15 protein-coding genes and 1 riboswitch are annotated in these 14,963 nt (G+C 43.8%); of the genes, 14 read left to right on the top strand and 1 reads right to left on the bottom strand.

Annotation, left to right across the window (positions count from 1 at the left end; all coding sequences use genetic code 11):
- The first annotated feature begins 181 nt into the window (after positions 1 to 181).
- The 14 genes from kdgR to exnP all read left to right on the top strand — a co-directional run bounded on the left by kdgR (position 182) and on the right by exnP (position 14,817).
- Positions 182 to 1,198, top strand: coding sequence for a pectin utilization transcriptional regulator KdgR (gene kdgR, locus NSU05_RS10825; protein ID WP_029726794.1), 1,017 nt, complete (start codon positions 182 to 184; stop codon positions 1,196 to 1,198).
- A 37-nt stretch (positions 1,199 to 1,235) separates the two neighbouring features.
- Complete coding sequence (gene kdgK, locus NSU05_RS10820) at positions 1,236 to 2,210, top strand: 2-dehydro-3-deoxygluconokinase (protein WP_015251846.1); 975 nt, start codon at positions 1,236 to 1,238, stop codon at positions 2,208 to 2,210.
- 1 nt (position 2,211) lies between these two features.
- On the top strand, positions 2,212 to 2,802 hold the full coding sequence (gene eda / locus NSU05_RS10815) for a bifunctional 4-hydroxy-2-oxoglutarate aldolase/2-dehydro-3-deoxy-phosphogluconate aldolase (RefSeq protein ID WP_029726795.1): 591 nt from the start codon (positions 2,212 to 2,214) through the stop codon (positions 2,800 to 2,802).
- A 44-nt stretch (positions 2,803 to 2,846) separates the two neighbouring features.
- Positions 2,847 to 3,839, top strand: a complete 993-nt coding sequence (gene kdgT / locus NSU05_RS10810) for a 2-keto-3-deoxygluconate transporter (RefSeq protein WP_015714144.1) — start codon at positions 2,847 to 2,849, stop codon at positions 3,837 to 3,839.
- A gap of 112 nt (positions 3,840 to 3,951) precedes the next feature.
- Positions 3,952 to 5,457: a carboxypeptidase gene (gene ypwA, locus NSU05_RS10805; protein ID WP_021481517.1), complete on the top strand. Its 1,506-nt coding sequence runs from the start codon at positions 3,952 to 3,954 to the stop codon at positions 5,455 to 5,457.
- Between the two features lie 141 nt (positions 5,458 to 5,598).
- Positions 5,599 to 5,698: riboswitch (purine riboswitch) on the top strand.
- Between the two features lie 90 nt (positions 5,699 to 5,788).
- Entirely contained in the window at positions 5,789 to 6,373 is a 585-nt protein-coding gene (gene xpt, locus NSU05_RS10800; RefSeq protein WP_015714142.1) for a xanthine phosphoribosyltransferase, read from the top strand.
- On the top strand, positions 6,370 to 7,686 hold the full coding sequence (pbuX, locus tag NSU05_RS10795; RefSeq protein ID WP_038429201.1) for a xanthine permease PbuX: 1,317 nt from the start codon (positions 6,370 to 6,372) through the stop codon (positions 7,684 to 7,686). The genes xpt and pbuX overlap by 4 nt, the downstream gene beginning before the upstream one ends.
- Positions 7,687 to 7,758: 72 nt before the next feature.
- Complete coding sequence (gene bpsA, locus NSU05_RS10790; protein WP_038429200.1) at positions 7,759 to 8,856, top strand: type III polyketide synthase BpsA; 1,098 nt, start codon at positions 7,759 to 7,761, stop codon at positions 8,854 to 8,856.
- A gap of 3 nt (positions 8,857 to 8,859) precedes the next feature.
- The gene (gene bpsB, locus NSU05_RS10785) at positions 8,860 to 9,366 is read left to right on the top strand and encodes an alkylpyrone methyltransferase (RefSeq protein ID WP_004398552.1); all 507 of its coding nucleotides are present in this window, start codon (positions 8,860 to 8,862) and stop codon (positions 9,364 to 9,366) included.
- Positions 9,367 to 9,436: 70 nt separating this feature from the next.
- Positions 9,437 to 9,526, top strand: coding sequence for a Fur-regulated basic protein FbpC (fbpC, locus tag NSU05_RS10780; protein ID WP_100069434.1), 90 nt, complete (start codon positions 9,437 to 9,439; stop codon positions 9,524 to 9,526).
- Between the two features lie 175 nt (positions 9,527 to 9,701).
- Positions 9,702 to 13,283 (top strand): dynamin GTPase, encoded by a 3,582-nt coding sequence (gene dynA / locus NSU05_RS10775; protein WP_038429199.1) that lies wholly within the window; start codon positions 9,702 to 9,704, stop codon positions 13,281 to 13,283.
- Positions 13,284 to 13,347: 64 nt separating this feature from the next.
- On the top strand, positions 13,348 to 13,605 hold the full coding sequence (locus tag NSU05_RS10770; protein WP_038429198.1) for a YpbS family protein: 258 nt from the start codon (positions 13,348 to 13,350) through the stop codon (positions 13,603 to 13,605).
- Between the two features lie 74 nt (positions 13,606 to 13,679).
- Positions 13,680 to 13,826, top strand: coding sequence for a hypothetical protein (locus tag NSU05_RS10765; protein WP_003230761.1), 147 nt, complete (start codon positions 13,680 to 13,682; stop codon positions 13,824 to 13,826).
- 100 nt (positions 13,827 to 13,926) lie between these two features.
- On the top strand, positions 13,927 to 14,817 hold the full coding sequence (gene exnP, locus NSU05_RS10760) for a 5'-3' exonuclease ExnP (RefSeq protein ID WP_003230763.1): 891 nt from the start codon (positions 13,927 to 13,929) through the stop codon (positions 14,815 to 14,817).
- 7 nt (positions 14,818 to 14,824) lie between these two features.
- Here the strand turns inward: exnP and sspL are convergent, their stop codons facing one another.
- Positions 14,825 to 14,953 carry a small, acid-soluble spore protein L gene (gene sspL / locus NSU05_RS10755; RefSeq protein WP_010334670.1) on the bottom strand — a complete coding sequence of 43 codons (129 nt, stop codon included), beginning with the start codon at positions 14,951 to 14,953 and terminating at the stop codon, positions 14,825 to 14,827.
- Between the last annotated feature and the right edge of the window lie 10 nt (positions 14,954 to 14,963).

The following is a 14,963-nucleotide window of genomic DNA, read 5'->3' as shown; positions in this document are numbered from 1 at the left end:
TGAAAATATTTTGGTAACGGTTTCAAAGAAAATTTTAGGATAAATAGTGAAAAGAGTCAACGGAAAATAATGAATTGACACATTATTAAAAAAACTCTTTCCAAATTTTAAAATTATGGTATTCTTTTGTTGTAACGGTTTTGAAATCGGTTTCAAATATATGAGATACAGGAGCACTTGAATGAAAAAGAAAACAACAGGCCATACAACCATCAAAGATGTAGCTGAATGTGCAGGAGTTTCGAAATCGACAGTTTCCCGCTATATTAACGGAAAAATTGACGCGATTTCTCCTGAAAAAGTGAAAAACATTAAAAAGGCAATCGCAGAATTGAATTATCGGCCGAGTAAAATGGCACAAGGTTTGAAAATAAAAAAAAGCAAGTTAATCGGATTTGTTGTAGCTGACATTACAAATCCTTTTTCGGTCGCTGCTTTCAGGGGAGTCGAAGAGGTTTGTGATCAATATGGTTACAGCATTATGGTGTGCAACACAGATAACAGTCCTGAAAAAGAGCGGGAAATGCTCTTAAAGCTAGAAGCCCATTCGGTTGAGGGCTTGATTTTAAACGCAACAGGGGAAAACAAGGATGTACTCCGCGCTTTTGCTGAACAGCAAATTCCAACAATCTTAATTGACCGGAAACTGCCGGATCTGAAACTGGATACCGTAACGACTGACAACAGATGGATCACAAAAGAGATTCTTCAGAAGGTGTACAGCAAAGGGTATACTGATGTCGCGCTGTTTACCGAACCGATTTCCTCTATCAGCCCTCGTGCAGAAAGAGCAGCTGTGTATCAGGAAATGGCTTCGGTTCATAATGTGAACGGGGTCAGATTGCATGAAATTGACGTAAAGGACAAGGAGCAGCTTAAGGCGGCGCTTCGTTCTTTTCACAAGGAAATGCCGGAGCAAAAAAAAGCGATTCTGGCTTTGAATGGCTTGATTATGCTGAAAATCATCAGCTGTATGGAAGAGCTTGGCCTGCGCATCCCTCAAGATATAGGGATTGCAGGATTCGATGATACGGAATGGTATAAACTGATCGGTCCAGGTATTACAACGATCGCCCAGCCGTCACATGATATGGGCAGGACGGCGATGGAACGTGTATTAAAAAGGATTGAAGGTGACAAAGGAGCGCCTCAAACCATTGAATTAGAGGCAAAAGTCATCATGAGAAAGTCACTTTAATCCTAGGTGCCCTCAACTAAGAGGAGGTTGGGAAGAGATGAAGCTTGATGCGGTGACATTCGGGGAATCAATGGCCATGTTTTATGCAAATGAGTATGGAGGCCTTCATGAAGTATCCACTTTTTCTAAAGGGCTTGCCGGAGCAGAAAGCAATGTCGCCTGCGGCCTTGCCAGACTCGGATTTCGAATGGGATGGATGAGCAAGGTCGGCAATGATCAGCTCGGAACGTTTATTTTACAAGAGCTTAAAAAAGAGGGAGTGGATGTGTCCCGCGTGATCCGCTCGCAGGACGAAAATCCCACCGGGCTGCTGCTGAAGTCAAAAGTGAAAGAAGGCGACCCGCAAGTTACCTACTATAGGAAAAACTCAGCTGCAAGCACATTAACTTCAGCTGAATATCCGAGAGATTATTTTCAATGCGCAGGCCATTTGCATGTGACAGGCATTCCGCCTGCCTTGTCAGCCGAGATGAAAGACTTCACGTATCATGTCATGAACGACATGAGAAACGCAGGGAAGACCATTTCATTCGACCCTAATGTAAGACCTTCGCTTTGGCCTGATCAAGCAACAATGGTACACACAATCAATGATCTGGCTGGGCTTGCAGACTGGTTTTTCCCGGGTATCGCAGAGGGAGAGCTATTGACCGGAGAAAAAACACCTGAAGGCATTGCCGACTATTATTTGAAAAAAGGTGCCAGCTTTGTTGCTATTAAACTTGGAAAAGAAGGCGCTTACTTTAAAACGGGGACAAGTGAAGGATTTCTAGAAGGCTGCCGGGTCGACCGGGTGGTTGATACGGTCGGCGCCGGAGACGGATTTGCAGTCGGTGTAATCAGCGGTATCCTAGACGGTTTGTCGTACAAGGATGCGGTGCAAAGGGGAAATGCGATTGGCGCTTTGCAAGTGCAGGCACCGGGGGATATGGACGGTTTGCCGACCAGGGAGAAATTAGCTTCTTTTTTATCTGCTCAAAGAACGGTTCACCAAAAGAAAGGGGATTATTAATATGGAGTCCAAAGTCGTTGAAAACCGTCTGAAAGAAGCAAAGCTGATTGCAGTCATTCGTTCAAAGGATAAGCAGGAGGCCTGTCAGCAGATTGAGAGTTTATTAGATAAAGGGATTCGTGCAGTTGAAGTGACGTATACGACCCCCGGGGCATCAGATATTATCGAATCCTTCCGTAATAGGGAAGATATTTTAATTGGCGCGGGCACGGTCATCAGCGCGCAGCAAGCTGGGGAAGCTGCTGAGGCTGGCGCGCAGTTTATTGTCAGTCCGGGTTTTTCAGCTGATCTTGCTGAACATCTATCTTTTGTAAAGACACATTATATCCCCGGCGTCTTGACTCCGAGCGAAATTATGGAAGCGTTGACATTCGGGTTCACGACATTAAAGCTGTTCCCAAGCGGTGTGTTTGGCATTCCGTTTATGAAAAATTTAGCGGGTCCTTTCCCGCAGGTGACCTTTATTCCGACAGGCGGGATACATCCGTCTGAAGTGCCTGATTGGCTTAGAGCCGGAGCTGGCGCCGTCGGAGTCGGCAGCCAGTTGGGCAGCTGTTCAAAAGAGGATTTGCAGGCTGTTTTCCAAGTGTAAGTGGAATTGTTTTTTCATAACCGGAGGATGGGAGAATCCACAATATGAAAATCAAGGCGACAATTGAACGGGTACCTGGCGGAATGATGATTATTCCGCTATTTCTTGGAGCGGCGCTCAACACGTTTGCGCCTGGAACAGCGGAGTTCTTTGGAGGGTTTACGGGTGCTTTGATTACCGGAACGCTGCCGATACTGGGTGTTTTTATCTTTTGCGTAGGAGCAACGATTGATTTTCGTTCTTCAGGCTATATCGCAAGAAAAGGAATCACGTTATTATTGGGGAAGATCGGATTTGCGGCGCTGCTCGGCGTGATTGCAGCGCAATTTATACCTGACGAAGGCATACAATCCGGCTTTTTTGCAGGCCTTTCTGTTTTAGCAATTGTCGCGGTAATGAATGAAACGAACGGCGGACTGTATTTGGCGCTCATGAATCACATGGGAAGAAAAGAGGATGCGGGCGCTTTCGCCTTTATCAGTACAGAATCTGGTCCTTTTATGACCATGGTGACGTTTGGTGTGACGGGACTTGCCGCATTCCCATGGGAAACGCTGGCAGCGACAGTCATCCCGTTTTTACTTGGATGTATACTTGGAAATCTGGATCATGATCTCAGAGACTTATTCAGCAAGGTTGTGCCGGCGATCATTCCATTTTTCGCCTTTTCGCTCGGCAATACCTTGAATTTTGGAATGCTGATCCAATCAGGGCTGCTCGGCATTTTTATCGGAGTTTCTGTCGTCATTTTATCGGGCAGTTCTTTGTTTTTGCTTGATCGTTTTATTGCGCGGGGAGATGGTGTCGCGGGAGTGGCCGCTTCTTCTACGGCAGGGGCGGCTGTAGCCGTGCCATATGCATTAGCGGAAGCGAATGCCTCATTTGCGCCAGTTGCTGAGTCGGCAACTGCAATTATCGCGACAAGCGTTATTGTCACCTCGCTCTTAACCCCGCTGGCAACAGTGTGGGTAGATAAAAAAATCAAGCAGAAAAAGCGGAGAACACCTCCGCCAAAAAATCAAATGACGATCAACTGAATAAAAAGGCTGCCATAAAAACATACCGGCAGCCTTTTATACAAACAATTTGACTTTCATACCCCCTTCCATTAGCCTGTAATGGAACGGCTAGAATAGGGAGGGAATGGATATGGAGATACATACATATGAAAAAGAATTTTTTGATCTTTTAAAAAGAATCTCACATTACAGCGAAGCAGTTGCGTTAATGCACTGGGACTCCAGAACAGGCGCGCCGAAAAACGGCTCAGAGGATCGTGCCGAAAGTATCGGCCAGCTTTCAACAGATATATTCAATATCCAAACATCAGATCGAATGAAGGAGCTTATCGATGTCCTGTATGAACGATTTGATGACTTGTCGGAAGATACGAAAAAAGCAGTGGAACTGGCGAAAAAAGAGTATGAAGAGAATAAGAAAATCCCTGAGGCTGAATACAAAGAATACGTGATTCTGTGTTCAAAGGCAGAAACAGCGTGGGAGGAAGCGAAAGGAAAATCTGATTTCAGCTTGTTTTCTCCTTATTTAGAACAGCTGATTGAATTCAATAAACGTTTTATTACGTATTGGGGATATCAAGAGCATCCTTATGATGCATTGCTTGATTTGTTTGAGCCCGGCGTCACGGTAAAGGTGCTTGATCAGCTGTTTGCTGAGCTGAAGGAAGCGATTATCCCTCTTGTTAAACAGGTGACAGCTTCCGGAAATAAACCAGATACAAGCTTTCTTACAAAAGCGTTCCCGAAAGAAAAGCAAAAAGAGCTCAGTCTGTATTTTTTACAGGAGCTTGGCTACGATTTTGATGGCGGAAGACTTGATGAAACCGTTCATCCGTTTGCAACTACGCTGAATCGGGGAGACGTTCGGGTCACGACGAGATATGATGAAAAAGATTTCCGGACGGCGATCTTTGGCACCATTCATGAGTGCGGGCACGCGATTTACGAGCAAAATATTGATGAAGCACTCAGTGGCACGAACTTGTCAGACGGCGCATCAATGGGAATTCATGAATCGCAATCATTATTTTACGAGAATTTTATCGGCCGCAACAAGCATTTTTGGACTCCGTACTATCAGAAGATTCAAGAGGCATCACCTGTACAGTTCAAGGACATCTCCCTGGATGATTTTGTCCGGGCAATCAATGAATCAAAACCTTCATTTATCAGGGTCGAAGCGGATGAATTGACGTATCCTCTTCATATCATCATCCGTTATGAAATTGAAAAAGCGATTTTCAGCAATGAAGTGTCTGTGGAAGATCTGCCGTCGCTTTGGAATCAAAAATACCAGGATTATTTAGGGATTACACCGCAGACCGACGCAGAGGGGATCTTACAGGACGTCCATTGGGCAGGTGGAGATTTCGGCTACTTCCCATCCTATGCGCTCGGCTACATGTATGCGGCTCAGCTGAAACAAAAAATGCTTGAGGATCTCCCTGAATTTGACGCTCTCTTGGAAAGAGGAGAGTTCCATCCGATAAAGCAATGGCTGACGGAAAAGGTGCACATTCACGGAAAACGGAAAAAGCCGTTAGACATTATTAAAGATGCAACAGGAGAAGAGCTGAATGTTCGCTATTTAATTGATTATTTATCAAACAAATATTCAAATCTCTATCTGTCATAATCAAAAGCCTGGCGGCGCGGTCGTCAGGCTCTTTTATATCGAATCCCCTTGAAATACGAATGATATCTAAAAAAACAAAAATAAAGTTCGGGAATTTTTATTTTCAGCCTATGCAAGAGATTAGAATCTTGATATAATTTATTACAATATAATAGGAACACTCATATAATCGCGTGGATATGGCACGCAAGTTTCTACCGGGCACCGTAAATGTCCGACTATGGGTGAGCAATGGAACCGCACGTGTACGGTTTTTTGTGATATCAGCATTGCTTGCTCTTTATTTGAGCGGGCAATGCTTTTTTTATTCTCATAACGGAGGTAAGACAAGATGGAAGCACTGAAACGGAAAATAGAGGAAGAAGGCGTCGTATTATCTGATCAGGTATTGAAAGTGGATTCTTTTTTGAATCACCAAATTGATCCGCTGCTTATGCAGAGAGTTGGTGACGAATTTGCGTCCAGGTTTGCAAAAGACGGTATTACCAAAATTGTGACAATCGAATCATCAGGTATCGCTCCCGCTGTAATGACGGGCTTGAAGCTGGGTGTGCCAGTTGTCTTCGCGAGAAAGCATAAATCGTTAACACTCACCGACAATTTGCTGACAGCGTCTGTTTATTCCTTTACGAAACAAACAGAAAGCCAAATCGCAGTGTCTGGGACCCACCTGTCGGATCAGGACCATGTGCTGATTATCGATGATTTTTTGGCAAATGGACAGGCAGCGCACGGGCTTGTGTCGATTGTGAAGCAAGCGGGAGCTTCTATTGCGGGAATTGGCATTGTTATTGAAAAGTCATTTCAGCCGGGAAGAGATGAACTTGTGAAACTGGGCTACCGAGTGGAATCTTTGGCAAGAATTCAGTCTTTAGAAGAAGGGAAAGTGTCCTTCGTACAGGAGGTTCATTCATGAGAAATGGATTCGGCAAAACGCTGTCTTTAGGGATTCAGCATGTTCTTGCCATGTATGCCGGCGCTATTGTTGTTCCTCTGATTGTTGGAAAAGCAATGGGACTGACTGTCGAGCAGCTGACTTACTTAGTATCGATTGATATTTTTATGTGCGGTGTGGCTACCCTTCTGCAAGTGTGGAGCAACCGATTTTTTGGGATCGGGCTTCCGGTAGTGCTTGGATGTACCTTTACAGCTGTATCGCCGATGATAGCGATTGGATCTGAATATGGGGTTTCAACTGTTTACGGTAGCATTATTGCTTCAGGCATTCTTGTCATTCTTATTTCATTTTTCTTTGGAAAGCTCGTAACGTTTTTTCCGCCGGTCGTGACAGGCTCTGTTGTTACGATTATCGGTATTACACTGATGCCGGTTGCCATGAATAACATGGCCGGCGGAGAAGGAAGTGCAGATTTCGGAGATCTCTCCAATCTTGCGCTTGCTTTTATCGTGTTGAGTATCATTGTGCTTCTATACCGTTTTACAAAAGGCTTTATCAAGTCTGTCTCGATTTTGATCGGTATTTTGATTGGCACCTTCATCGCTTATTTGATGGGGAAAGTTCAATTTGATAATGTTTCGGACGCGGCAGTTGTTCAAATGATTCAGCCATTTTACTTCGGCGCGCCGTCTTTTCATGCAGCGCCTATCATTACGATGTCCATCGTTGCAATTGTCAGCCTTGTGGAGTCAACTGGTGTTTACTTTGCTTTAGGTGACCTGACAAACCGCCGTTTGACAGAGAAAGATTTGTCTAAAGGCTATCGAGCTGAAGGACTGGCTGTGCTTCTGGGCGGTATTTTTAACGCTTTTCCTTACACGGCATTCTCTCAAAATGTCGGGCTTGTTCAGCTCACAGGGATCAAAAAAAATGCCGTCATTGTGGTCACAGGTGTGATCCTAATGGCATTTGGGCTGTTTCCAAAGATCGCTGCTTTTACGACCATTATTCCATCCGCTGTTTTGGGCGGTGCAATGGTGGCGATGTTTGGAATGGTGATCGCTTACGGGATTAAAATGCTCAGCCGCATTGATTTTGCGAAACAGGAAAATCTGCTGATTGTTGCCTGCTCAGTGGGATTGGGGCTCGGTGTGACCGTTGTGCCGGATATTTTCAAACAGCTTCCGAGTGCCTTAACGCTGCTTACAACGAATGGCATTGTGGCGGGCAGCTTTACTGCAGTCGTCTTAAATATTGTATATAACGTTTTTTCTAAAGCTAAAAAAATAGAACAAGAAGCTGACCTCGCTGAACAAAAAACAGCAGTCTAACTCCGCCGCGGCGGAGTTTTTTTGCATATAAAAAAGATTGTTGCGGCACAATGTATGCAAAGAGGTGATCGCATGGCGTTTATTTTATCCATTGGAACAAGTCTTCCTGCGTATAATGTAAACCAAGAGAAAGCGGCCGAGTTCGCCCGCTATATGTTTCAGCATTCTTTTAAGGATATTGACCGGCTGTTATCCTCCTTTAAAAACGGGCAAATCCATTCGAGACAGTTTGTTAAGCCGATTGAATGGTATAAAGAGGGGCACAGCTTTGAAGAAAAAAATCAAATATACATAGAAGAAACACTGAAACACAGCAGAGCGGCTGTTCGTGAGTGCCTCTCTCATCCGGAATTTTTTCAAGAAGCCATTCCTTATGAGAAAGTGGAAGCTGTTTTTTTCGTCTCCAGTACAGGTCTTTCCACACCGAGTATCGAGGCGCGGCTTATGAATGAACTTCCGTTTTCTCCATATACGAAGCGGATTCCGATTTGGGGGCTTGGCTGTGCAGGAGGAGCCAGCGGACTTGCGCGTGCAGCCGAATACTGCAAAGCGTATCCTGAGGCTTTTGTGCTTGTCATTGCTGCCGAGCTGTGCAGCCTGACATTCCAGCCGGAAGATAAAACGAAAAGCAATCTGATTGGCACCTCGCTTTTTGGTGACGGCATTGCCGCAGCTTTATTATGCGGAGAGAAGGCGGACCGCAGGATGTCAAAGCTGAAGCTTGCGCCGAAGATAATGGACGCCCAATCTGTTTTGATGAAACAATCAGAAGATGTCATGGGCTGGGACTTTACCGATCAAGGATTCAAAGTCATTTTCTCACGAGACATTCCGACCTTGGTGGAAAAATGGCTCAAAACAAATGTACAGATTTTTTTGGACAAACATAAGCTGTCATTCCATGATATCAGTGTTTTTTTGGCGCATCCAGGCGGAAAAAAAGTGATCGATGCATACATCAAAAGTCTCGGGCTGTCGTCAGAAAAGCTTTCATCTGCGCAAAGCATTTTGCAAAAGCACGGAAATATGTCTTCAGCTACAATCTTGTATGTGATCAAAGACCATCTGCAGAACGGACATAAAAAGGAAGCTGAACGAGGAATGATTGGCGCATTAGGGCCGGGTTTCTCATCAGAGTTGCTATTATTCAGCTGGGAAAAGGAGGCCTGACTCATGTTTTGGTTGTTGATCGCCATTCTCATTGTTCAAAGAGCAGCAGAAATGGCAGTGGCCAGGCAAAACGAACAAAAGGTAAAGAAGCAAGGAGCAATTGAATTTGGCGAGAGCCACTATCCGTATATCATTACGATGCATATCCTTTTTTTCCTGTCCTTAATTGCCGAGGTGCTGCTGATGAATAAACAGCCGTCCAGCTGGTGGCTCGGTATCGCTGCAGTGATTTTAAGCGTACAGATCGTACGGTATTGGGCGCTTTGTTCCTTAGGGGCATATTGGAATACGAAAATCCTTGTTGTTCCAGGTGTAGAGCTTGTAAAAAAAGGTCCATATAAATGGATGAAACATCCAAACTATGCCGTTGTTATACTTGAAATTTTGCTGATTCCGCTGCTTTATCAAGCATACGTCACCATGTGTCTGTTTTCCATTTTCAATGCCGTGTTGTTAAGCGTCAGAATTCGCGCAGAAGACAAAGCATTACAGGAATACAGCGTAAAATAGCGATTGAAAATCATTCTCAACCATGTTAAAATGAATTTGAAAAAGATTCTCAATCAGGATGGTGAAGCAAATGACTATGCTGTTTTTGCTTGGAGCGGTTTGTACATATAGTGTATTAATTGGTTTTGTATTAAAAGGAATCTCTAATAAATCTGTTTGATGAATCTGGAACTTGTAAAAGTTGCAGATTTTCTTTTATAGAAGCTGCCGTAATGGCGGCTTTTTTCTATTCTCCTAAAGAAATTTGGTTTATTCTTGTGTAAAATGAAAAGGGAATGAATTCAGATCTTTCGAAAAAGGTTCACAATTGAAACGGCACAAAGGGGTTTAGACTTATGACAGATCAAAACAGAAAAGAGCTTTTGCATAAAACCGGGGAACTTTATAAGCAATTTATTGAGAATCAAGATGAACAAAGGGCTGCTAAACTGGCTGCGGTCATGAAAAAAGCGGCTGATGAAGAGGTTTATATCGCGTTTACCGGGCATTATTCAGCGGGGAAATCGTCACTGCTGAACTGCCTGTTAATGGAGAATATTTTGCCGACAAGCCCGATTCCGACAAGCGCTAACCTTGTTGTGATCAGAAACGGGGAAAAGCGAGTTCGGCTTCATACAACAGACGGAGCGTGTGCTGAGCTGGAAGGGACTTACCAGAAAGACAAGGTGCAGCAATATTGTAAAGACGGGGAACAGATTGAAAGCGTCGAAATTTTTGACAGGTATACTGAGATCGATTCCGGGGTTGCGTATATTGATACTCCAGGGATAGATTCAACAGATGATGCTCATTTTCTATCGGCTGCTTCTATTCTTCACCAAGCGGATGCGCTGTTTTACGTCGTTCACTATAATCACGTGCACTCTGAGGAAAATGTAAAGTTTCTCAGATCAATAAAAGAAAGCATTCCGAATGTGTATTTTATCGTCAATCAAATTGACCGCTATGATGAGACGGAGACGAAATTTGGAGACTATCAAGCGCAGGTAGAGGAGATGCTTTGCAATGAAGGGATTTCAAGGGAAGCGCTCTATTTTACATCAGTAACAGAACCGGATCACCCGTTCAATCAGATGGGGGCCCTAAGAGAAGAGTTAAGCAGAATAGAACAGCAATCAAAAAGCAATATGCAGGCTTTAACCGAACAAAAAGTCCGTAATCTGCTAAAGGAACATACGGAAATGCTGAAGAAAGACGAAGCAGGCGCTCCGAGTTTCGCTGAACAGCTTAATATCCATACTGGACTGGTCCAATCGCTGCGTGATCAATTGGATGAGGCCGAAAAACAAATGACTGAGGCAGAGAAGAGGATGCAGGAAGAAATCAATCGTATTTTAAAAAACGCCAACCTGACGCCTTTTGAAATGCGTGAATTGGCGGCTGCATTTTTAGAATCACAAGAGCCTTCCTTTAAAACCGGCTTTTTCTTTTCTAAAGCGAAAACTGCACAGGAAAGAGATAAAAGGCGGAATGCTTTTTTCTCTGATGTGGCAAAACGAACAGAGGCCGAAGCGGATTGGCATATAATAGACACGCTTCATAAACTCGCCAAGGCATTTGATGTCTATACCGCTGAAAGTGAAAAGCTGATTCAGGCCTATCGCACACCGCTTGATATAAGCATCATTGAACGCGCGGTCAAGCATGGTGCAGCCTTTTCCTCTGAATATGTATTGCAATATACAAAAGACTTGGCAGAGCTCATCCGGAAAGAGGCGAAAAGAGAAGCCGCAGACATCATAAAGGTGCTCTCCGCTATGGTGAAAGAGCGTGTTTCCAAAGATGTGCAAACAATTAACGACCGGCTCGTCCAAGAATCAGAAAAACTTGTCTTTCTTCAAGAACAGGCACGTTTAGAGAATAATGCCCGAGAGAAAACCGATCGCCTGTGGGCCATTTGGGAAGAAGAGTCCGCATGCCCAATGCATATAGACACAGAATGGTTTAAATCGAAGAAAACAAGAGTGGCGGCTCCAGAGCAGAAACAAGGCCGAAGCCAGCTGACGGCGCAGCCGATGCCGAAATCAGAAATCAAAATGGAACAAGAAATGCCGCTTCAAGACCAAATCAAACGCTTTTACACTTTGTCTGACATTTTAGGCGAATGCAGCATGTTGTTAAAGCAAACTTCAGCGTTTCGTGAAAGGGTGAAAAGGCTTGAGGAACGTAAATTTACACTCGCTCTTTTTGGAGGCTTTAGCTCGGGGAAATCATCATTTGCCAATGCGCTTGTCGGCGAAAGAGTGCTGCCATCCTCACCAACGCCAACCACAGCGACAATTAACAAGATCACAAAGCCAATCAATGGCAACTTAAACAAAACAGCGAATGTAGTGTTTAAGACAGAGGATGACTTAACGGCTGAAATTTTGCAGCTCACCGGAATACCAAAGGAGCCGGCAGGCCGTTCCTTCACAGAGAAGTGGGAAAAGGCAGTCAAAAAAAACAGGCTGCAGGAAGAACACGTGAAATTGATCAGCAATTTCCTGCTTGCATACGAGAAGTATCAGCAGTATATACAGGAACAGAAGAAATTAACGATTCCGCTCTCTGAATTAAAGCCATATGTAGCAGAGGAAACAACGGCCTGTGCTGTGAAAGAGGTAACGGTCTACTATACATGCCCGCTCACTGAAAAAGGGATTACGATCGTTGATACACCCGGCGCGAGCAGCATGAATAAACGGCATACAGAACTGGCATTCCAATATATCAAAGATGCTGATGCATTTTTTTATATGACTTATTATCAGCACTCTTTTTCAAAAGGAGACCGTTCATTTTTGCGAAAGCTTGGACTTGTGAAAGAATCGCTCAGCATGGATAAAATGTTTTTTATTATTAATGCTGCAGACCTTGCAAAAGATAAAACAGAGCTCGAAACAGTGACCGATTATGTCAGCGCAGAGCTTGTAAAAGAAGGGGTTTATGAGCCGCAGCTCTTTACCGTATCAAGTAAGGAGGAACTGGTGGGAAAACCGGAGTCATTTTACAATCAGTTCTCGAAAGTAAGAAAACACTTAGACCGGTTTATCGAAGTGGATGTAAAAAAAGCGTCAGCAGCGCAGCTCAGTTCGGAGGCAGACAAACTATGCGAAACTGTTTTTCAGCTTCACCAATCCCAGCATCAGTCCCGAGAAGAGAAGGAAGCGCAGAAACAGCGCCTTATGCTGTCATTTGAGCGGACAGCGGCCGATATCGAGAAACGGCGGAACTCAAAAACCATCATTGAAAAAGTAAAAAAAGATACAAGAGAGCAGCTATATCACATTGCACAGCGATTATCATATTTTGCAAATGATTTATTAAAATCGGCATTTCATCCTGGACTGCAAAACGGGGATTGGAAAAAGAACGTCAGTAAAGCGATGACAACAGCCTTACATGAATATCAATTTGAATATATTCAGGAAATCAAAACGCTTGATGTTCGCATGAGCGGTTTCATCGAACGGCATATCAATGAAGAATGGCTGGATCAATTTCAAAAAACATTAAACGAGGACGGTTATTTTTCCGTTTATGCGGGTGATCAGCATTCGAGCGGTATACAGTTGAAGGAAGTTGAACCGGAAATAGAAGAACGTGCTTTTGAGCAGGAACTAAAAGAGGTCAAATCACCGAAGCAGTTTTTTGAGCAGAAAGGAAAAGCGGCCTTTATCGAAGCTGTACGGATGAAACTTACGAAAATCACAGAGGCATGGATAAAAAATGAAGAAGAAAGCCTGATCTCTCATTACACAGCTCACCTCAGACGCTTACAGGAAGATATGGGTGAAAAAGCAATCGCGCAAATAACGGATCAAAAAGAGACATATTTAAGAGGATATGCGGAAGGGGAACATGCGAAAGAGATTGAAATAGCGTACCAGGCGTGCATCTCCTGGAAAAATTCAGACAATACAATAAAAATGTAAAATTCAGTTGGCTTGTATTTCAAGTCATGATAGACTAAATAGAAAAAAGCGAGATGAACGATTAATGTCAGAGGTACATAAAGCAATTTCAGCACATTCATCAAAACAGCACGAGCATATCAAAGCATTTATGCGTCTTGAAAATATGCGTGAATTGGCGATTGAAGAAGCTGTTGCGAAATGCAAAAACGGTGAACCTTATACTACAGATGCAATTAATGAAATTACCGAGCAAATGAATCAGCTCGCTAAAAAAGGCATCGTCCCGACAAGACGGCTTGTATCAAAAGAAATGGTTAGAGAATACGTAAGCCGCATGTAAGCTGGATGATCCTGTCGCGAGTGAACCTCCTGCCGGAAGCATATACTATATGCATCCGACGTAAGGGGGGATTCATGTTGGGCAGAACAAAGCTCGGAAACAGAAATGCACAGGCGAATAACAATGCCAAAAAGAAAAACGGATTTCAAACCCATTTTGACTCTTACGCAGGACGCGAAGCTGAAAAGCTGATCGCCAGCAACAAAAGACACAACGATTGATAAATATCCAAACAGTATCTCTAATTAAAGAGATACTGTTTTTTATTTTTGGGCTGCTTTATGATAAAATAGAAGGAATGAAAGAAAAGGGAGTTATTTGATGAATAATAATAAACTATTGCTGGTTGACGGCATGGCTCTTTTATTCCGGGCCTTTTTTGCCACTGCCGTACATCGCAACTTTATGATAAATGACAGCGGGGTGCCGACGAACGGCGTCAACGGCTTTTTAAAGCATTTGATTACAGCTGTGGAAACATTCCAGCCGACACACGTCGTCTGCTGCTGGGACATGGGGAGCAAAACGTACCGAAATGACTTGTTCCAAGATTATAAGGCCAACCGCAGCGCGCCGCCTGTGGAGCTGATTCCGCAGTTTGATTTGGCAAAGGAAGCAGCCGCAGAGCTTGGAATCATGAATATTGGCTTTGCCGGCTATGAAGCGGATGACTGTATCGGCACTCTTGCCGATTTATTTGCGAATGAAGCGGACATTACGGTCGTAACAGGAGACAGAGATTTACTTCAGCTGTTAACGGATAAAGTAAGCGTTGCTTTGCTTCAAAAAGGAATCGGAAATTATAAAGTCTATACAAAAGAGACTTTTTATGAAGAAACAGGCGTAATGCCGAAGGCTTTGATTGATATTAAAGCGCTTATGGGAGATTCCAGTGATAACTATCCCGGAGTCAAAGGGATTGGAGAAAAAACAGCCTACAAACTGATTCGTGAATACGAAACGATTGACCGTTTATTGGAAAATCTTTCTCTTCTTCCAAAAGGACAGCAGGGAAAAATTCAGCAAGGTTTAAGCGATTTGGAGATGTCGAGGAAGCTTGCGGAAATTCATTGCTCAGTGCCGCTGGCCTGCACACTGAAAGACGCTTTATTTACTTTGCAAATGGAGCAGGCGGCTGACATGCTTCGCCGCCACCAAATCAAAGGAATTGAGCGTATGCTTGAAAAGCTGAACGCTAGAGAGATCGTTTAGATCTTCTCTAGCGTTTTGTATTGCTTTTTTTTGCTCTCTCCTCAAGCTCTGTTTTAGGGTCATTATGTGTATTGCCTTCCAGGTCGCCTTGCGGAGAAACACCGCCGGTCAGCCGGCCTTTATCTTTCTTTTTCATGTTAGTTCAC

It is taken from the genome of Bacillus sp. EU52, assembly GCF_037964975.1.
In the GTDB taxonomy this organism is placed as follows: Bacteria; Bacillota; Bacilli; order Bacillales; family Bacillaceae; genus Bacillus; species Bacillus subtilis.
The sequence above is the reverse complement of the archived record's forward strand: the minus strand, read 5'-3'. Positions and strand labels throughout refer to the sequence as shown.